The sequence below is a fragment of the Halomonas sp. MMSF_3323 genome (genome assembly GCF_030733595.1).
In the GTDB taxonomy this organism is placed as follows: Bacteria; Pseudomonadota; Gammaproteobacteria; order Pseudomonadales; family Halomonadaceae; genus Halomonas; species Halomonas litopenaei.
In genome coordinates, this window is sequence record NZ_JASHIT010000035.1 from 1 (window position 1) to 18,946 (window position 18,946).

18 protein-coding genes are annotated in these 18,946 nt (G+C 66.0%); 13 read left to right on the forward strand and 5 right to left on the reverse strand.

Annotation, left to right across the window (positions count from 1 at the left end):
• On the forward strand, nt 1–1,190 hold a 1,190-nt coding region (gene ubiH / locus RBB39_RS16740), incomplete at its 5' end, for a 2-octaprenyl-6-methoxyphenyl hydroxylase (protein ID WP_306169204.1).
• Nucleotides 1,191–1,442: 252 nt separating this feature from the next.
• Entirely contained in the window at nt 1,443–2,705 is a 1,263-nt protein-coding gene (locus tag RBB39_RS16745) for a UbiH/UbiF/VisC/COQ6 family ubiquinone biosynthesis hydroxylase (RefSeq protein WP_306169205.1), read from the forward strand.
• A 39-nt stretch (nt 2,706–2,744) separates the two neighbouring features.
• Here RBB39_RS16745 and RBB39_RS16750 read toward each other — a convergent pair whose 3' ends face one another.
• The 3 genes from RBB39_RS16750 to gpmI form a co-directional block, all read right to left on the reverse strand.
• Nucleotides 2,745–4,049, reverse strand: a complete 1,305-nt coding sequence (locus tag RBB39_RS16750) for a S41 family peptidase (RefSeq protein WP_306169206.1) — start codon at nt 4,047–4,049, stop codon at nt 2,745–2,747.
• A 71-nt stretch (nt 4,050–4,120) separates the two neighbouring features.
• Nucleotides 4,121–5,227 carry a murein hydrolase activator EnvC gene (locus RBB39_RS16755; RefSeq protein WP_306169207.1) on the reverse strand — a complete coding sequence of 369 codons (1,107 nt, stop codon included), beginning with the start codon at nt 5,225–5,227 and terminating at the stop codon, nt 4,121–4,123.
• 167 nt (nt 5,228–5,394) lie between these two features.
• Entirely contained in the window at nt 5,395–6,966 is a 1,572-nt protein-coding gene (gene gpmI, locus RBB39_RS16760; RefSeq protein ID WP_108449612.1) for a 2,3-bisphosphoglycerate-independent phosphoglycerate mutase, read from the reverse strand.
• A 494-nt stretch (nt 6,967–7,460) separates the two neighbouring features.
• Between gpmI and RBB39_RS16765 the strand changes: the two genes are divergently transcribed.
• From RBB39_RS16765 to RBB39_RS16775, 3 genes are read left to right on the forward strand one after another with little or no spacing between them, the layout of a single operon-like run.
• A complete protein-coding gene (locus RBB39_RS16765; protein ID WP_045990988.1) occupies nt 7,461–7,883 on the forward strand; it encodes a rhodanese-like domain-containing protein in 423 nt (140 codons plus the stop codon).
• Between the two features lie 43 nt (nt 7,884–7,926).
• Entirely contained in the window at nt 7,927–8,469 is a 543-nt protein-coding gene (secB, locus tag RBB39_RS16770) for a protein-export chaperone SecB (protein ID WP_045990989.1), read from the forward strand.
• Nucleotides 8,469–9,209 carry a 16S rRNA (uracil(1498)-N(3))-methyltransferase gene (locus tag RBB39_RS16775; protein ID WP_222568012.1) on the forward strand — a complete coding sequence of 247 codons (741 nt, stop codon included), beginning with the start codon at nt 8,469–8,471 and terminating at the stop codon, nt 9,207–9,209. The genes secB and RBB39_RS16775 overlap by 1 nt, the downstream gene beginning before the upstream one ends.
• A gap of 127 nt (nt 9,210–9,336) precedes the next feature.
• Here the strand turns inward: RBB39_RS16775 and RBB39_RS16780 are convergent, their stop codons facing one another.
• Nucleotides 9,337–9,822: a helix-turn-helix domain-containing protein gene (locus RBB39_RS16780; protein ID WP_306169208.1), complete on the reverse strand. Its 486-nt coding sequence runs from the start codon at nt 9,820–9,822 to the stop codon at nt 9,337–9,339.
• A 154-nt stretch (nt 9,823–9,976) separates the two neighbouring features.
• On the opposite strand from RBB39_RS16780, the gene RBB39_RS16785 reads away from it, so the two are divergent.
• Nucleotides 9,977–10,465: a DUF2938 domain-containing protein gene (locus tag RBB39_RS16785; RefSeq protein WP_306169209.1), complete on the forward strand. Its 489-nt coding sequence runs from the start codon at nt 9,977–9,979 to the stop codon at nt 10,463–10,465.
• Nucleotides 10,466–10,515: 50 nt separating this feature from the next.
• On the opposite strand, the gene RBB39_RS16790 is transcribed toward RBB39_RS16785, so the two are convergent.
• Nucleotides 10,516–11,256 carry a FadR/GntR family transcriptional regulator gene (locus RBB39_RS16790; RefSeq protein WP_108449615.1) on the reverse strand — a complete coding sequence of 247 codons (741 nt, stop codon included), beginning with the start codon at nt 11,254–11,256 and terminating at the stop codon, nt 10,516–10,518.
• Nucleotides 11,257–11,653: 397 nt separating this feature from the next.
• Between RBB39_RS16790 and RBB39_RS16795 the strand changes: the two genes are divergently transcribed.
• The 7 genes from RBB39_RS16795 to RBB39_RS16825 all read left to right on the forward strand — a co-directional run bounded on the left by RBB39_RS16795 (nt 11,654) and on the right by RBB39_RS16825 (nt 18,929).
• The gene (locus RBB39_RS16795; RefSeq protein WP_213227491.1) at nt 11,654–12,628 is read left to right on the forward strand and encodes a TRAP transporter substrate-binding protein; all 975 of its coding nucleotides are present in this window, start codon (nt 11,654–11,656) and stop codon (nt 12,626–12,628) included.
• A gap of 82 nt (nt 12,629–12,710) precedes the next feature.
• The gene (locus tag RBB39_RS16800; protein WP_108449617.1) at nt 12,711–13,265 is read left to right on the forward strand and encodes a TRAP transporter small permease; all 555 of its coding nucleotides are present in this window, start codon (nt 12,711–12,713) and stop codon (nt 13,263–13,265) included.
• Nucleotides 13,262–14,545, forward strand: coding sequence for a TRAP transporter large permease (locus RBB39_RS16805; protein ID WP_108449618.1), 1,284 nt, complete (start codon nt 13,262–13,264; stop codon nt 14,543–14,545). The genes RBB39_RS16800 and RBB39_RS16805 overlap by 4 nt, the downstream gene beginning before the upstream one ends.
• 37 nt (nt 14,546–14,582) lie before the next feature.
• Nucleotides 14,583–15,578, forward strand: coding sequence for a 4-hydroxythreonine-4-phosphate dehydrogenase PdxA (locus tag RBB39_RS16810; RefSeq protein WP_108449619.1), 996 nt, complete (start codon nt 14,583–14,585; stop codon nt 15,576–15,578).
• A 76-nt stretch (nt 15,579–15,654) separates the two neighbouring features.
• A complete protein-coding gene (locus tag RBB39_RS16815) occupies nt 15,655–16,827 on the forward strand; it encodes an L-rhamnonate dehydratase (protein WP_306169210.1) in 1,173 nt (390 codons plus the stop codon).
• Nucleotides 16,828–16,834: 7 nt separating this feature from the next.
• A complete protein-coding gene (gene araD1, locus RBB39_RS16820; protein WP_306169211.1) occupies nt 16,835–17,836 on the forward strand; it encodes an AraD1 family protein in 1,002 nt (333 codons plus the stop codon).
• Nucleotides 17,837–17,915: 79 nt separating this feature from the next.
• Complete coding sequence (locus RBB39_RS16825; RefSeq protein WP_306169212.1) at nt 17,916–18,929, forward strand: TRAP transporter substrate-binding protein; 1,014 nt, start codon at nt 17,916–17,918, stop codon at nt 18,927–18,929.
• The last annotated feature ends 17 nt before the right edge of the window (nt 18,930–18,946 follow it).

Genomic DNA, 18,946 nt, shown 5'->3' on the forward strand with positions numbered 1-18,946 from the left:
GGGCGAGCCTGGGGGCGGCCCTGGCGGAATTGATCGAACATTCCGGCCTCAAGGTCGCGGTGGTCGAGGCCGCACCGATGGCACCGCTCGCACCGTCGCCGCAGGAAGCAGCGCCTTCGGCGGGAGAAGACGACGCCTGGCAGCCAAGCTTCGACGCCCGCGCCAGCGCCATTGCGGCGGGGTCCGCCGCGCACTTTTCGCGCCTCGGGGTGTGGTCGGCCATGGCCGCGAAGGCCAGCGCGATCTCGCTGATCCATGTCAGTGAGAAGGGGCGCCTTGGTGCGACGCGCCTGCGTGCCGACGAAATGGGCGTCGAGGCGCTCGGCTACGTGGTACCCAACGCCTGGATGGGGCGGGTGCTGCACCGCCGCCTGGCCGAACTGCCGCTCGACTGGCACTGTCCGGCTCGGGTGGAGCGTATCGAACCCGTGGCCGCAGGCCATCGTCTGTGGTTGTCCAGCGGCAGCGTGCTGGAAGCCGGCCTGACCGTGCTGGCCGACGGCGGTCGCTCTGGCCTCAAGGAGGCGCTGGGGATCGAGAGCGATGCGGCCCCCTACGATCAGGTGGCAATGATCGCCAATGTCGCGGTCGGGCGCCCCCACCAGGGCGTCGCCTACGAGCGCTTCACACGGCAAGGCCCGATGGCGCTGCTGCCGCTGCCGGGACAGGCCATGGAGCTGGTGTGGACCCATGAAAAGGGCAGCGAACAGCGCCGTCTGGCATTGTCGGACCGCGCCTTTCTCGAAGAGCTGCAGGCCGCCTTTGGCGATCGAGCCGGCGCCTTCGTCAAGGTCGGCCAGCGTCACGTTTACCCGCTGTCGCTGGTCACCGCGCGGGAGACGACACGGCCGGGACTGGCGGTGCTGGGCAACGCCGCCCATGCCCTGCACCCGGTGGCGGGCCAGGGCTTCAACCTCGCGCTGCGAGGGGTGATCGACCTGGTCGAGGCCATCGAGCAAGGGCTCGAGGCCGGCCAGGCGCCTGGCAGCGCGGCGACCCTGGCCGCCTTCGAGCGACGCCGCGAAGCGGACCAGCGCAATGTGGTGCGCTTCAGCGACGGCCTGATTCGGCTGTTCGGCATCGACCAGCCACTGCTGTCCCACGCCCGTGCCGCGGGATTGATTGGCCTGAACCTCGCAGGGCCGCTGAGGCGGGGCCTCGCCAGGCGGGCCATGGGCAGCGAACGATAATTGGGTAGGGGCAACCCTGGCCCGCGTGTCATCTGGCCTACAGGACCTTCCCGTGGCGTCAGGCAGCCTTCAGGCACTGACCCTGAAAGCCTGGCGGTCGAGCATAGGATTGCCCTTGGCGGTACACTGGGTGCGCTGCGTTGCCGCGACCCTGAGGGCGAATCCGCAAAGGACCCCTGAGGGCGAATCCGCAAAGGCACGTGGTGCAAGCGAGTCAGTGATTGTCAGGAAGACTGGGAGAGCGAGACGCCGATGAAGGAGCAGGCAGAGGGTTCAGCCGCCAAGGCAGCGCCGACGGGAGTCGATGTGGTGATCGCCGGTATCGGCATGGTAGGTGCCGTACTGGCCGTGCTGCTGGCACGGGAAGGCTGGACGGTCGCCATGGTGGACCCGCGTCCGGGCCCGCTGGACTCGGATGACCTGCCGGGCAGTGTGCCGGCGCCCCGCGTCAGCGCCCTGACCCCGGTGTCTCGACGGTTGCTGGAAGGCCTCGGTGCCTGGCCGCGCATCGACGCCTGGCGCGCCACGCCCTACACCGCCATGCAGGTGTGGGACGCCGATGGCTCCGGCGAGGTCGGCTTCCGCGCCGATCAGGCCGGCGTACCGGTGCTTGGCCATATCGTCGAAAACGATGTGATTCTTGCGGCGCTGGAAGCCGAGCTGTCGAGGCTGCCTCAGGTGCAACGCCTGCATGGTCGCAAGGTGGTGGCGCTGGACGACGGCGCCGTTCGTCGGCGGGTGACCCTGGATGATGGCAGCGTGCTGGCCGCCCCGCTGGTGGTCGGCGCCGACGGTGCACGTTCACCGCTGCGCGAACTGGCCGGGATAGCGGTACGTGAACAAGACACCGGGCAGTGCGCGCTGGTGACCACGGTGAAGACCGAGCGGCGTCACGGCGGTGTAGCCCGTCAGGCCTTTCTGGCCACCGGCCCCCTGGCCTTCCTGCCGCTGACGGTGGCGGGAGACAGCCACTACTGCTCGATCGTCTGGTCCACCACCCCGCAGGAAGCCGAACGTCTTGCGGCACTCTCGCCGGCGGCGCTGGGCCAGGCCATGGCCGAGGCGCTGGATCATCGCCTGGGGACGGTGGAGGTGCTGGATGAGGCCAGGAGTTTTCCGCTCAGCCAGCGCCACGCCGAGCGCTACCACCTGCCGGGGCTTGCGCTGATCGGCGACGCCGCTCACAGCATTCACCCCCTGGCCGGCCAGGGGGTGAATCTGGGCTTTCTCGATGCGGCGGTACTGGCCGAAGAGTTGCTGAACGGGCGCCGTCGCGGCGTGGCACCTGGCGGCTTGAGCCTGCTGGCCCGCTATGAGCGACGTCGGCGTGGCGATAACGCCATGATGCTGGTGCTGATGGAAGGCTTTCGGCGTCTGTTCGGCAGCCGCCACCCGGGCCTGACGCTGGCGCGCAACCTGGGGCTTTCCGGCGTCGACCGGCTGTCTCCGATCAAGCGCCTGATCATGCAGCAGGCCACCGGCTCACGCGGACGCCTGCCGCTTAGCTGTCGCTAGGGGGCAGGCCGAGTGCGGGCCGGGGCCTAGTCGCCCGGCCTAGCGCGTATCGCGCTGACTGATCACGTTCAGCGCCTTCAGCAGATTCAGTGCCTCGCCCAACTGGTAGTCGCCGTCCAGCCGATCGCTGCGGCTGCTGCCGGCGCGATCTCCACCATCGCCAAGGTGTCCTTCCAGGTCAGACTCGCGAATGCGCAGGTTGCTGGTATCGGCGACCTCGAGCCGGCCGCGCACGACCTCGACGTCGGGCTCGATGCCCTGGGCCTGGATCGAGCGACCGTTAGGGGTGTAGTAGAGCGCGGTGGTCAGCTTGAGCCCTTCACCATTGCCCAGCGGCATGATCTGCTGCACCGAGCCCTTGCCGAAGCTTTCGGTGCCCATCACCACGCCACGGCGCTGGTCCTGCAGGGCGCCTGCGACGATCTCTGCGGCGGAGGCGCTGCCGCCGTTGATCAACACCACCAGCGGCACGTCCGGCGCCGCGGTGCGTTGGGTCGCCGAAAAGCGCATGTCGCTATCGGACAGGCGCCCTTCGGTGTAGACGATCAGGCCACGGTCGAGGAAGGCGTCGGCCACGTCCACCGCCGACTGCAGTACGCCGCCGGGGTTGTTGCGCAGGTCCAGTACGATGCCTGACAGGGCCCCCTGGTCGCGCAATTCGGTCAGGGCATCCTCGACCTGCTCGCCGGTGCGGGCCTGAAACTGACTGATGCGCAGATAGCCGTAGCCGGGCTCGAGGATGTCGCTCCTTACGCTGTCGGTGCGGATGATTTCCCGGGCCAGGGTGACCTCGCGTGGAGCACCATCGCCGGCGCCGACTACGGTCAGGCGAATCTCGGTGCCTGGCTCGCCACGCATCATGTCCACCGCTTCCTGCAGGGATAGCCGATCGGTGGGGGTCTCGTCGATGCGCAGGATGGCGTCCTGAGCCTGAAGTCCCGCGCGCTCGGCCGGGGTGTCGTCGATCGGCGAGATCACCGTCAGCTGGCCGTCGTCGAGCCCGACCTCGATGCCGATCCCGCCAAACTCGCCTTCGGTGGTCTCCCGCAGGTTGCGATAGGCCTCGGCGTCGAGGTAGCTGGAGTGGGGGTCCAGCTCCGAGAGCATGCCGCGCATGGCGTTCTTGAGCAGGGTCGCATCATCGACCTCTTCCACGTAGCCGCGCTTGATCCGCTCGAACACCTCGGAGAAGGCCTGGATCTCGCTGATCGGCAGATCATCGTCGGTCGCCTGGGCGCTGGCCAGCGAAGGCCAGGCCAGGGACGCGGCGAGGCACCACGCAAGGCAAGTCCCGGTCAGTGTCTTGAGGCGCGAGGGACGGTGGGCGGCTCGGGGTTCGGTCATGCGGTCTCCGCTCGACGTAGGGGCAAGGTTCAAGCATAGCCTTAGGCCGGATGGTTGAAAATGGCGTGTGCTCAGCGCCGCGCGATCCAGCCACCAGGATCGATGGGGTCACCGCCACGGCGTACCTCGAAATACAGCCCCGGCGCGTCGCGGCCTCCGCTGACGCCGACGCGGCCCAGTGTCTGGCCACGCTCCACACGGCTGCCAACCTCCGTCTCGAAGCGTTGCAGGTGGGCGTAGAGGGTCATCACCTGGTCGCCGTGGTCGACGATCAGCAGATTGCCGAAGCCGCGCATCCAGTCGGCGAACACCACCCGGCCGGGGTGAACCGCTTCGACCGAAGTCCCGGATGGCGCCTGAATCAGGATGCCGTTGCGGTGGACGCCGCGGGATTCGCGAAAGCGCGACAGCATCATGCCCTGCACCGGCCACGGCAGGTCGCCTCGGGTGCGCTCGATGGCGGTGGACGGCGGCGGGCGCTCGAGCCGTGCCATGGTTTCCTGCACCTCGCGCAGGACCCGCTCGGCGTGGGCCCGGTCCTGGTCCAGCGAGGCCAGCTTCGAGGCCTCGGTGTCGTAGCGTTGGTCGAGCTGTGCCACCAGCGCCTGGCGCTCGCGGCTCTGCCTGGCCAGGGCCTGGCTACGGGCCGCCACATCGGCCTCCAGGGAAGCCAGCTCCTCGCTGCGGTGTTCGAGCTCGCGGCGGTTGTCCTCCAGACGCTGGTCAAGTTCAGCGAGCAGATCGAGGCGCTCGTTGCGGGCGTCGGCAAGATGGTTGAGATAGGCCTGCAGGCGGTCCAGTCGTGCTGGGTCGTCCTGATTCAGCAGCAGCTTCAACTGTGGTGTCAGGCCCATGCGATAGAGCGCATCGAGTTGACGACCCAGGGCTGCCCGCTGCTCCCGGCGTTCGGCTTCCATCAGTTCTCGACGATGCGCAAGCTCGGCCATCTCCTGGTCGAGCCGGCGGTGTTCGGCCTGCAGCGTATCCAGGCGCTGATGGGTCTCGGCCAGTGCCGTTTCCACCTCGCGCAGGGCCTCGCTGGCCTGGTCGCGGGCGCTATCGGTGCTGGCCAGGCGCTGACTGGCCTCTTGAATACGCTCGCCGATGGCGTCGAGCCTTTGCCTGGCCTGCTGCTCGCTGGGACTGGCCTGAGCGAGCGGCAGGCCGGCCTGTGTCACAGGAGTGAGCGGCAGGCCACCCAGCCACAGGACCGCTGCGCCCAGGGCGACAGCCGCGCGGACAAACCCACAACGCCGCCCCGGGCGGGGCGGCGTCGTACGTGGTGGTGGGCAGCTGCCGGGCTGGCGCCTCGAAGGCGCGACTGGGGCTGCGGTGCGCAGAGGTCTCACGACAGCTCGATCAGTACCTCGCCGGTCATCTCCTCCGGCACCGACTCGCCCATCATGGTCAGCAGGGTCGGCGCCAGGTCGCACAGGCGACCGCCGTCCTTTAGCCGGGCTTCGCGGCTGCCCACGTACACCAGCGGCACCGGGAAGGTGGTATGCGCAGTCTGGGGGTTGCCGGTCTCGGGGTGCACCATCTGCTCGGCGTTGCCGTGATCTGCGGTGATCAGGCAGGCACCGCCGGCGCGCTCGATCGCTTCGACCACCCGGCCCACGCACTTGTCTACCGCCTCGATGGCGGCCTTGGCGGCGTTGAAGTCACCGGTATGGCCGACCATGTCGCCGTTGGCGTAGTTGCAGATGATCAGGTCAAAACTGCCGCCGTCGATGGCGTCGACCAGGGTGTCGGTGAGCTCGAAGGCGCTCATCTCGGGCTTCTCGTCGTAGGTCTTGACGTCCTGGGGTGAAGGAATCAGCTCGCGCTTCTCGCCCTCGAATTCCTTCTCGCGGCCGCCGGAGAAGAAGAAGGTGACGTGGGCGTACTTCTCGGTCTCGGCGATGCGCAGCTGGGTCTTGCCGCGCTTCTCCATGACCTCGCCCAGGGTGTTGTTCAGGTCGGCTGGCGGGAAGGCCGAGGGCGCGGGAATATCCGCGGCGTACTGGGTCAGCATGACCAGGCCGTCGGCGGCCAGCGTCGGCTGTACTTGACGGTTGAAGCCGTCGAAGTCCTCGAGCACGAAGGCACGGGTCAGCTCGCGGGCGCGGTCGGCGCGGAAATTCAGGAACAGCACGGCATCACCGTCTTCGGCAGCGACCGGCTTGCCGTTCGGGCGCACGCTGGTGGCGGCGACGAATTCGTCGGTCTCGCCACGCTCATAAGCGGCGTCGAGGCCGGCTTCGGCGCTCTCGGCCTGGTGCTCGCCATGGCCCTCGGTGATCAGGCGATAGGCCTTCTCGACGCGGTCCCAGCGGTTGTCGCGGTCCATGGCGAAGTAGCGGCCGATGATCGAGGCGACGAAGCCGTTGTCCTGACCCACCAGCTCGGCGAGCTTGGCGTTGGCGCGCTCGATGGAGGCCCTGGCGCTCTTGGGCGCGGTGTCGCGGCCGTCGAGGAAACCGTGCAGGTAGATGCGCTTGGCGCCACGCCGCGCGGCCATCTCGGCCACCGCCAGCAGGTGATCCTCGTGGCTGTGAACGCCACCGGGTGACAGCAGGCCGAGCAGGTGGACCGCTTTGTCCGCCTTCACCGCCGCGTCGATGGGCGCGGTCAGCACGGCATTGTCGTCGATCTCGCCGTCTTCGATGGCCTTGGTGATGCGGGTGAAGTCCTGGTAGACGATGCGCCCGGCGCCGAGGTTCATGTGACCGACCTCGGAGTTGCCCATCTGACCGTCCGGCAGGCCCACGTGGCGGCCATCGGTGTGGATCAGGGTGTGCGGGCGTTGCTGCCACAGGCGGTCCATGTTGGGGGTGTCGGCGGCGGCGACGGCGTTGGACGCGGCGTCTTCATTGTGTCCATAGCCGTCGAGGATGATCAGCGCCACCGGGCGCGGTGCGGTCGCAGTATCCGTCATGAGGAATTGCCTCTAGCTCAAGATGACCTCGCCCGGCATCCTTTTGTTGGCGCTCGACGCCTGGCGTCGTCGCCGGATGTCCTGGGGTGTCGTGGGTAAACGCTGGTGCCTGGCGATTCGGGAAGCGCGCCCGACAATAGAATCGGCGCGTCTTCGTGAGTCTCGTGGCTTGCGGTTTCAGGCTCGCGACACGATCCTCCTTGCGGCATCATATCGCACGCTGGCAGCGGTCGTCATTGACCCGACGAGGCAGTGTCCGGAGGCAGGCGGCATCGCCCCCGAGTCGTGTATACTGGCCGCCCTGCGGCGGGTAGCGGTGATCGAGCGCGGGCAACGTACCTGCGTCTCGCGTCGTCCGGTCTGTAGACTGGACTCGCAACACCGGCCTTGAGGCACCGGTCTTGTGACATAGATCTTGTAACAAAGGCCATGGACGCCGATTTCGCCACCCAGGCCACCACCATTTTTGCATCCGACGAGAGTTAGCCGACCCCATGATCGATCAGCTGTTCGAATTTGTGCAGAATCACCCGTTGCTGGTGGCTGCCTTCCTGGCCGTGCTGACGGCCTGGCTGCTGTATGAGCTGCGCAACGCCAACGCCGGTGGCGTCACCACCAGCGAAGCGACCCAGATGGTCAACCGCGAAGACGCGGTAATTCTGGACGTTCGCGACAAGAACGACTTCAAGGCGGGACACATCGCCGGCGCTCGCAACATTCCCCAGAGCAGCCTCGATTCCCGTATCAACGAGCTCGACAAGGTCAAGGCCTCGCCCATCGTGGTGGTGTGCAAGCACGGCCAGAGCTCAGGTGCCGTGGCGGCCAAGCTCAAGAAGGCTGGCTTCGAGCGCGTGTTCAAGCTCAAGGGTGGCATGACCCAGTGGCAGACCGATAACCTGCCCATCGTCAAGAAGTGACCGTCCGCACGATTTCTGATTACCCGATTCAAGGATCTTTCTCATGGCAGACGACAACAACCAGAACGCTGGCGCCCAGGCCGCCGGTCAGCAGGATCAGGAAAAGCCGCAGGTGCAGTTCTCGCTGCAGCGCATCTACGTCAAGGACATCTCCTTCGAGGCGCCGAACTCACCTGGCGTCTTCGGTCAGCCGTTCAAGCCCAAGGTCGGCCTCGACCTGGACACCCGCAGCACCAAGGTCGCCGACGGCCTTTTCGAGGTGGTGATCAAGGTCACCGCCCAGGTCACCCACAGCGAGAGCGGCACCACCTGCTTCCTGGCCGAGATCGAACAGGCCGGCCTGTTCCGCATCACCGGCATCGAAGGTGACCAGCTCGACCACACCCTGGGTGCCTTCTGCCCCAACGTGCTGTTCCCGTACGCCCGCGAGTGTGTCGACAGCCTGGTCAATCGTGGCGGCTTCCCGCCGCTGATGCTGGCACCGGTCAACTTCGAGGCGCTCTACGCCCAGAAGAAGCGCCGCGAGGCCGAGCAGGGCGATGCTCAGGGCACTGCCCAGGGCGAGCAGGCGCCGACCGCCCACTGATGAGCGACGCCGCCTTCCAGGGCCCCCGCATCCACGTCGCCGCCGCGCTTGTCGCCGGCGGCGACGTCGTTCTGCCCGAAGGAGCCGCGCGACATGTGGGGCGCGTGCTGCGGCTCAAGCCCGGTGATTCCCTGGTGCTGTTCGACGGTCAGGGTCGCGAAGCCCGTGCCGACATCTCCGAGTCCGATCGCAAGAAAGTAAGCGTTCACATACTCGAAGTGCGCGATGGAAACGGCGAATCGCCCTTGTCCGTCCATCTCGGGCAGGCGATCTCCAAGGGTGATCGCATGGACTACGCCATCCAGAAGGCGGTGGAGCTCGGCGTCGCCGCGATCACTCCGCTGTACACCGAGCACGGCGATGTGCGCCTCAAGGGCGAGCGTGAGGCAAAGAAGCTGGCCCACTGGCAGGCGGTGGCGGTGAGCGCCTGCGAGCAGTGCGGCCGCGCCACGGTGCCCGAGGTCAGGGCCCCGCAGGCGCTGAGCGAGTGGCTGGGCCAGCGTGACGAGGCGCTCAGGCTGGTGCTCCACCCGGGTACGCCAGGCGTGCTCGAGCGCGCCGAGCATGTCGCCAGCGCCTGCGTGCTGATCGGCCCCGAGGGTGGCCTGTCCCCCCGCGAGGTCGAGGCGGCGACGGCACAAGGATTTGCGGCGCTGACCCTGGGACCACGGGTCCTGCGTACCGAAACTGCCCCGGTGGTCGCGCTGACGCTTCTGCAATCACGCTTTGGGGATATGTAAGTGCTTACTTTAGGCGCTCAGCGTCGTCCCGGCTGACCCGATCCGGCGTCCTGATCCGCGTGTCGAAAAAGGCCCGGCTCCTGTTTCGAGGAGTCGGGCCTTTTTTGCGCTGGTGGCAGAGATCCGTTCAGCCATCTCGCCTCAGTCTTGTTCGTCCTTGCTGGGTTCTCGCCTCTTTCGCCGCTTTCGCCGCTTTCGCCCCTTGTCGCCCAGGCCCTCGCGCTGACTGCCTGGCCAGCGCGATGCGCATCAGACGCTGAAAGGTGGGGCAATCCAGGTGACGAGGTGCGGTGCAGGTCGTGGCATGGCGCAGGCCATCGCGGATCGCGCTCAATTGCTTGATGCGCCGGTCCAGGGCGTCCGCCTTGGCACCCAGTCTTTCGCGGTCGATGTCGGGTTTGCCTTCCGGGCCAAGCATGTCGCCTATCTCGGCCAGCGAAAACCCGGCCGCCTGTCCCAGGGCGATCAGCGACAGGCGTGACAGCACGTCCGGCGCAAAGACCCGCCGCAGCCCACTACGTCCGATCGAGCAGATCAGCCCGATCTCTTCGTAATAGCGCAGTTTCGACGCGGCAACGCCACTTTGCCGGGAGACCTCGGAGATGTCGAGCATGGCGCTTGACCTCAAGTTGACTTGAGGTCGTAAGCTACTTCGGCTTTGCCTGAATCTGCAAGAGAGCGCGCAACCTTGCCGTCTCTTGATCCTCAGGATGCGTTTCTCTTCGATCGGCTCGGCAGCGGGCTCTCTTTGCTGAAGGAGTAGTGCAGTGGCAGAACTTCTGGTTGATGCCCTTTGGCTTGGCGTGGGGGCGACCGCCTTCATGGATGTCGTCGCGCTGGCGCAGCGCCGGGTACTCGGCATTCCCTCTCTGGACTACGCCCTGGTGGGGCGCTGGTTGGGTCACCTGGCGGGAGGCACTGTCGTCCATCGCCCCATCTCGGGAAGCGCGCCGATACGCGCAGATACGGCGCTGGGGTGGACGTTTCACTATCTGACGGGCGTGGTGTTCGCCCTGGTGTTTCTGGTGCTTGTCGGATCGGATTGGCAGCAACGACCGGTGTTCGTGCCCGCGCTGGTGTTCGGTGTGGTGACGGTGCTCGCCCCTTTTCTGGTACTGCAACCGGGGCTGGGCGCAGGCATCGCCGCGCGCAGGACCCCTCAGCCAAACATCGCCAGGCTTCGCAGCCTGACGGCGCACGCAAGCTTTGGTATCGGCCTGTGGGTAGCTGGGCTTGGGGGCATGCTCGCCTTCTAGCTTTCTAGCGGTTCTCTCCGGCTCGTCCCGGTGCGGGTTGCCAATGGGTGTTACTGCCCCTGGTCTTGCCCAAGCTTCGCCCGGGTGGTGCGGTAGACGCTGTCGAGGTGGGCCAGCATGGCGCGCTCGGCGGCGTCGGGGTCACGGCGCTGCAAGGCTTCGAGGATATGGCAGTGTTCGCGATAGCTGCGCTCGATGGCGCCGGGTTCGATCATCACCTGGCGGCGCACATTGAGGCCGTAGGCGTAGAGCTCCTCGCTGTAGCCGGCGAGGATCTCGTTGCGGGCGTACTCCGAGATCAGCTTGTGAAAGTTCTGGTCCGACAGCTGGAAGGGCACCGGGGAGTCGAACATCGCTGCCTGGGCCTCCAGCAACCGCTCCAGCCGCATAAGCCCATCGTCGTCGATGTTCATGGCGGCCTTGCGGGCAATGGCGGCCTCGACCACGATGCGGCTCTCGAACACGCTGTCGACGTCGTGGCGATTGACTGCGTGGCCCTCGTCGAAGCCGTGCTGACGACGATAGGCCTCCAGTGCCTTGTCCGAGGCACACACCCGGGTCTTGGCCCCGTGGGACACGCTGATCAGGCCGTAGCCGCTGACCAGCGACATGGCGCCACGCACCGTCTCGCGGCTGACGCCGAACAGTTGCGCCAGGTCCCGCTCGCTTGGCATCACGTCGCCGTCGCGCAACAGGCCATCCAGAATCATGCCCACCAGCTTGTCCGCCAGTATGTCCTTTTTTGTCTTGTTCTTCAGGGTCTTCTCGAAGGCGAAGGCCGAGGTTTCCATGGCGTGGTCTCCCTGATGCGTCGGCGTTGCTCGACGATGTCGACCAAGCGTCTGGTGCTGCCGAGTCACGTGTTCGTCTCGCTATTGGTGTGGCCTAACCGGGACTTTCGATGGGGTCGTCGGCCTGGTTATCTGGTCTGAATGTTAGACCAGATCGTCACCTGTCGAAACTTACTCCTTGTCGTTTTCGCTTATCTGCTAGACAAAGGTCTAGTTTTTGCTCGAACAGGTTGACTGGTCCGGAACACCCCGCCTAGATTTCGTTTCAACTGGTCTGGTAATCCAACCACTAGACCAGAGTGCGGCGGAGCTTCACCACGGCAGGGCCAGCAGGTGACTCCGGCGTCTTTCGCAGGCACCACCCATAACAACGACACAACGTCACAGGAGCACCTCCATGAACAAGTGCACGCTGACTCTCTCCGCTCTGGCACTGGCCCTGGCGTCCACCGCGGCCCAGGCCGACAAGATCGTCTTCGCCATCGGCGGGCCTCCCGGCAGTCTGCAGGGCCAGACCTCACAGTACTTCGCCGATGCCCTGCAGGAACGTCTGGGCGACGCCCACGAGGTGGAGTACTACCACAGCGGCCAGATCGGCGATGAGCGCCAGCTGATCCAGAAGCTGCGCCTGGGCACCGTCGATCTGGCGGCGATCTCCTCGATCATGTCCTCGGTATCACCGAGCTTTGCGCTGTTCGACCTGCCGTTTCTGGTCAAGGATCGCGATCACCTGGTGGCCATCGACCAGAACATCGTGATGACCGACCTGGCCGAGGACGCCCGCGAGCAGGGGCTCGAGATCGTTTCGACCTGGGAGAACGGCTTCCGTCAGATCACCAACAACGAGCGTCCGATCAATGTGCCGGAAGACCTCGACGGCCTGAAGCTGCGCACCCCCCAGAGCGAGTGGCGTACCCGCATGTTCGAGACCTGGGGCGCCAACCCCACCCCGATGGCCTTCTCCGAGGTGTTCGTGGCGCTGCAGACCGGCGTCGTCGACGGCCAGGAGAACCCGCTCTCCAATATCAACGGGGCCAAGTTCCAGGAGGTGCAGGACTATCTGTCGCTGTCCAACCACGTCTATTCGCCGATCTGGCTGACCGCCGGCAAGGGCGGCTGGGAGAAGCTGCCTGAAGACGTGCGCAGCGCCATTCAGGAGGTGGCCGTGGAGACCCAGGGCTGGGCGCTGGCCAAGGGCGAGCAGCTCGACAGCGAACTGGTCTCGGTGCTCGAGGAGGGCGGCATGGCCGTCAACATGGTCGATCGTGGCGCCTTCGTCGAGGCCAGCGCGCCGGTGTACGAGGCCTTCGCCAACCAGGTGGACGGTGCCCAGGATCTGATCGACCGCGCCATGGCGCTGGCCGAAGAGTGAGCGAGTGCCTGCTTGCAGGGGCGCCCAGGTGGCGCCCCTTGCCGACCCGACCGTCCATCTGCATCCCCAGGAGATCGAGAGCATGACACCGCTCGATACCGCACGCCGCTGGCTGGAGCGCCTGCTCGAGTGCTTCACCGTCACCCTGCTGCTGACCTTGACCACCATCGTGCTGGTGGCGGTGGCGCTGCGCACCTTTGGCGGCAACCTGCCGTGGTACGACGAGGTGGCCTCCATCAACCTCGCCTGGCTGAGTTTCTACGGCGCCTGCCTGGCCGCGCTCAAACGCGCCCACATGGGCTTTCCCGGGCTGGTGGCCAAGGCTAGCCCTGGCCTTCGCAGTTCGCTGTTCGTGATCTCCGAGGCCATCGTCATCGGCTTCTTCGTGGTGGTTGGCTACTACGGCTACAAGGTATTGCCGATCCTGGCCTGGGACAGCCTGGTCGCACTGCCGTCGGTGGGGCTCGATGTGACCCAGTCGGTAATTCCGATCAGCGCTGCGCTGTTCATCCTGTGTGAACTGCTGAGCCTGCCGGTGGCCTGGAACAAGGTGCGCGCGGGCATCGACAGCGAGGAGGAGGCCATCGAGGAGGCCATCCGCATCGCCGAGGAAGACCTGAAGGAGCACCGCTCATGACTCTCTTGATCGTGATCGCCGCATTGTTCGCCCTGGTGCTGATCAATGTGCCTATCGCCGTGGCCATCGGCACCGTCGGGGTGGTCGGGGTCGCCGTCTTCATGGGCGTCGATTCCCTGGTTAACGTGCCGCTGACGCTGTTCACCGGAGCGACCAAGTTCCCGCTGATCGCCATTCCTCTGTTCATCTTCGCCGGGGCCCTGATGAATACCTCCGGCATCTCGCTGCGCCTGATCAACCTGGTCTCGGCCATGGTCGGTTTCGTGCGCGGGGGCCTTGCCATGGTCAACGTTGGCGTCTCGATGTTCTTCGCCGAGATCTCCGGTTCGGCGGTGGCCGACGTGGCCGCCACCGGCTCGGTACTGATCCCGGAAATGAAGCGGCGCAAGTACAACGCCAACTTCTCGGCGGCGATCACCTCGTCGTCGGCGTCGCTGGCGATCATCATCCCGCCGTCGCTGTCGATGATTCTCTACGGCGCCATCGCCGACACCTCCATCGTCAAGCTGTTCGTGGCCGGCATCATCCCGGGCATCCTCGGTGGCGTCGGGCTGGCCCTGGCCTGCTACTACTATGCGGTGAAGTACGACCTGCCGCGGGAAGAGGCGTTCTCGCTGTCGCGCCTGGGCAAGGCCTTCAAGGACGCCTTCTGGGCGCTGACCCTGCCGGTGATCATCCTTGGCGGCATCTTCGGTGGCTTCGTCACTGCCACCGAGGGTGCGGGCATCGCGGTGCTGGCGGCGCTGCTGATCGGCGGACTGGTCTACCGCGAACTCAATCTCAAGATTCTTTACCGCGCGGTGATCGAAGGCGTCATCCAGACCGCGGTAGTGATGCTGCTGGTGGCGACCTCGGCGGTGCTGGGACTGTTTCTCACCGAGATGCAGCTGCCCCAGGAGCTGGCGCGCCAGATCACCGCCATCACCAGCGACCCCGTGGCCGTGCTGGCGCTGCTCAACATCCTGCTGCTGCTGCTCGGCATGTTCCTCCACGGGGCCGCCGCGATCATTCTGGTGGTGCCCATCGTGATGCCGCTGGTACAGCAGATCGGCATCGACCCGATCCACTTCGGCCTGATCCTGACGCTGAACCTGGCGATCGGCCAGCAGACACCGCCGGTGGCCTCGGTACTCGCCACTTCCTGCTCCATTGCCAAGACCGACATGTGGGAAGTCACCAAGGTCAATCTGCCGATGATCTTCGTGCTGTTCGTGGTGCTGATGCTGGTCACCTATGTGCCGGCGATTCCCATGAGCCTGGTACATGCCTTCTACGGCTAGTGCCCGCATGCCTCCAACCCGACAAGGAAACCCTGACATGACCCAGACGACTCCCGTGATTGCGTTGACCCTCGGCGATCCTGGTGGCATCGGCCCGGAACTGGTGGCCAAGCTGCTGGCCGAGGGCGAAGCCACCCAGGACTGCCACACCGTGCTGATTGGTGACCGCTGGCTGTGGCAAGAAGGCCAGCGTGTGGCCGGGGTGAGCCTCGAGCTGCCCGAGGTGACAAGCTTCCGCGAGGCGCGCGATCACGCCGGCCCGGTATTTCTCGAGATGGACACGGTGTCCCGGGATCAGACCGCCTACGCCGAGGCCAACGCCGCCGGTGGCGCCTCGGTGCTGGCGGTGCTCGAGCGCTGCATCGAGGCCAACAAGGCTGGCGAGGTCGACGGCATCTGCTTTGCCCCTCTCAACAAGTACGCCATGAAGCTCGGCGGCCTGGGCCACGAGGACGAGCTGCACTGGTTTGTCGAGAAATTCGGCGTGACCACCTTCTTCAGCGAGTTCAATACCCTGGGCACGCTGTGGACCTCGCGCATCTCGTCGCATATTCCGCTCAAGGAAGCGCACACCTACGTCACTGAAGATCGCATCATCTCCGCTGCCACCCTGATCTACGACACCCTCAAGAAGGCCGGCTTCGACGCGCCCAGGGTCGGCGTCGCCGGCTTCAATCCCCACGGTGGCGAGGGCGGCACCTGCGGACGCGAGGAAGTCGACATCATCGCGCCTGCGGTGGAGAAGTGCGTGGCCCAGGGCTACCCCATCGTCGGTCCCTATCCCGCCGACACCATTTTCCTCAAGGCCCGCGACGGCGATCTCGACGCGGTGGTGACCATGTTCCACGACCAGGGCCAGATCGCCATCAAGATGCTGGGCTTCGATCGCGGCGTGACCATCCTCGGCGGGCTGCCGGTACCGGTGGGCTCCCCGGCCCACGGTACTGCCTTCGATATCGCAGGCCAGGGCAAGGCCAATCTGACCCCGACGCGCAACGCCTTCAACCTGGTCAAGGCGATGTGCCAGCACTGACACGGCGCCGAGGTGGCGGCCTGATCAGGGCCTGGTCACGGCCTTGCAGCCCAATAACAACGCAACAGGAATCGACATGAAGATCACCAACGTACGCACCCGACTGTTCGAGTGGAAGGGCCACACCGTCGCCCCCCAGGCGCACTTCTGCTCCAACGCCATGGACGAGCTGTGGGACAAGGGCGACTCCATGGGCACCTTCCGCTTCCACGGCTGGACCACGGTAGAGGTGGAGACCGACAGCGGCATCGTCGGACTCGGTAACGTGGCGCTGGCGCCGCGCATCGCCAAGGCCATCATCGACCAGTACCTGGCGCCGCTGGTGGTGGGCCAGGACCCCTTCGACTACGAGTACCTGTGGCAGCGCATGTACCGCTCGACCCACGCCTGGGGGCGCCGCGGCATCGGCATGGCGGCCATCTCTGGCGTCGACATCGCGATCTGGGACGTGATGGGCAAGGCCGTCGGCAAGCCGGTGTTCAAGCTGCTCGGCGGTCGCACCAAGGAGAAGATCCCGTGCTACGCCTCCAAGCTCTACCGCACCGACCTCGACGAGATGCAGCGCGAGGCCCAGTCCTACCTGGATCAGGGCTTCAAGGCGATGAAGATGCGCTTCGGCTATGGCCCCAAGGACGGCCCGGAGGGGGTGCGCGAGAACCTCAACAGCGTGGCCGCGGTACGTGAGGTGATCGGCGACGACATCGACCTGATGCTCGAGTGCTACATGGGCTGGAACCTGGAGTACGCCAAGCGCATCCTGCCCAAGCTCGAGCGCTTCGAGCCGCGTTGGCTCGAGGAACCGGTGCTGGCCGACGACGTCGATGGCTACGCTGAACTCAACGCCCTGACCAGCATCCCGATCTCCGGCGGCGAGCATGAGTTCAACCACTATGGCTTCCGCCAGTTGCTGGAGAAGCGTGCGGTGTCGGTGGTCCAGTATGACACCAACCGGGTGGGCGGGATCACCGCGGCACGCAAGATCAACGCCATCGCCGAGTCGTTCAGCGTGCCGGTGATTCCCCACGCCGGCCAGATGCACAACTACCATCTGACCATGTCGACCCTGGCCTCACCGATGTCGGAATTCTTCCCGGTACACGACGTCGAGATCGGCAACGAGCTGTTCTATTACCTGTTCAAGGGCGATCCCGAGCCGGTCGATGGCTTCCTCGACCTGGACGACGACCTGCCGGGCCTGGGGCTGGAACTCAATGAAGAGTACTTCGACCAGTTCACCATCATCGAGTGAGGCGACCATGCGCGTGATTCAATTTGACGACCAGGGCCGCCTGCGCGCGGCCAAGGTCGAAAGCCCCGAGCAGGTGGTGCCGATCGACGTCGAGGGCGGTGTGCTTGGCCTGGCGCGTATTGCCATCGACCAGGGTGCCTCGCTCGAGAGCGTGATCGAGGCCCGTCTCGAAGACACGACCCTCGACTATCAGGCACTGGTCGACCAGGGTCGGCTTTTGCCGCCGGTGACCCACCCGGACCCGGCCCACTGCCTGGTGACTGGCACCGGCCTGACCCATCTGGGTAGCGCCGACACCCGCAGCGCCATGCACGCCAAGATCGAGGGGGCCAGCGAGGCCGAACTGACCGACTCCATGCGCATGTTCCAGATGGGCGTGGAAGGCGGCAAGCCGGGCCCAGGCGAGAGCGGCGCCCAGCCCGAGTGGTTCTACAAGGGCGACGGGCGCTGGGTGGTAGCGCCGGAAGCCGCGCTGCCGTCGCCGGCATTCGCCGAGGACGCCGGCGAAGAGCCTGAACTGGTGGGGCTCTATGTCATCGGCCCGGACGGGCGTCCGTATCGGATCGGTTTCGCCGTCGGCAACGAGTTTTCCGACCACGTCACCGAACGCCACAACTATCTGTGGCTGGCCCACTCCAAGCTGCGCGCGTGCAGCTTCGGCCCGGAGCTGGTGATCGGCGAGCTACCCGACCACCTGGAAGGCGTCAGCCGCATCACCCGTGGTGGCGAAGTGCGCTGGGAGAAGCCGTTTCTCACCGGCGAGGCCAACATGTCCCACAGCATCGCCAACCTGGAGCGCCATCACTTCAAGTACGACGGCTTTCGCCAGCCCGGCGATGTCCATGTGCACTTCTTCGGCACCGCCACCTTGAGCTTTGCCGACGGTATTCAGGTGGCGCCGGGGGATCGCTTCGAGATCGAACTGCCTGCCTTCGGGCGTTCATTACGTAATCCGCTGGCTCAGGAAGAGGCAGCCCCCGAGGCCGCGATCCGGCCCAGCGTGCTCTAGGCGCCGACGAGCGTCGAGCAGGTCGCTGCCACGCCGGGAAGGCGTGGCGGTGTCTTCCACCTCAGACGAGGTCACGATAATGACAAAGCCCCTGAACGCCCTTGCTCCAACGGTTCGTTTCACCGCACTCGCCGCCCTGGCCGGTGCGCTCTCGCTGGGCGCTGCCTCGGTGTCCGCCGCGACCCTGACCTTCGCCCACACCCACCCGGTGCAGGACGCCCAGCACAAGGCCGCCGAACACTTCGCCGAGTTGGTCAAGGAGGGTAGTGGCGGTGAACTCGAGGTGCGCGTCTTCCCGAGTGGCCAGCTCGGCAGCGATACCGCCCTGGTCAGCGGCGTGCGCAGCGGCAGCGTCGACATCGCGCTGACCGGCAACCCCTACTACACCGGTCTGGTGGGTGAGCTCAACGTGCTCGATCTGCCGTTTCTGTTCGACGACTATGCGCACGCCTATCGGGTGCTGGACGGCGAGGTCGGCCAGTCGCTGCTCGACAAGCTCGGCGAGCACGACATGACGGGCCTCGCCTTCTGGGAGATCGGCTTTCGCAACCTCACCAACTCCCGCCGGGCGGTGGAGTCTGCCGCCGACATCGAGGGACTGAAGCTGCGCACTACGCCGAACCCGGCCCATATCGCCGCCTTCCAGGCGCTCGGTGCCAACCCCACCCCGATGCCCTTCACCGAGCTGTTCACCTCGCTCGAGACCCGCACCGTGGACGGCCAGGAGAACCCGGTCAGCCTGATCCGTTCGGCCAACTTCTACGAGGTCCAGGATCATCTGTCGTTGACCGCTCACGCCTACACCGCCGCGCCGTTGGTGATGAACAAGGCGCGCTTCGACGGACTCAGCGAGGAGCTTCAGACTCTGCTGGTGGAATCCGCACGCGAGGCTGCCAGCTACGAGCGCGAGCTGCTTGCCGAAGGCATGGCCGATGACCTGGCCTTCCTCAAGGACCAGGGCATGCAGGTGGTGGAAGCCCCGGATCGGGACTCCATGCGTGAGGTGGTGGCGGACCCGGTGCAGGCGACCTTCGCCGACGAGTATGGTAGCGAGCTGATCGACGCCATCCTGGCCGCCAAGGCCGCCGAATAGCCTGGCGACAGACAGGA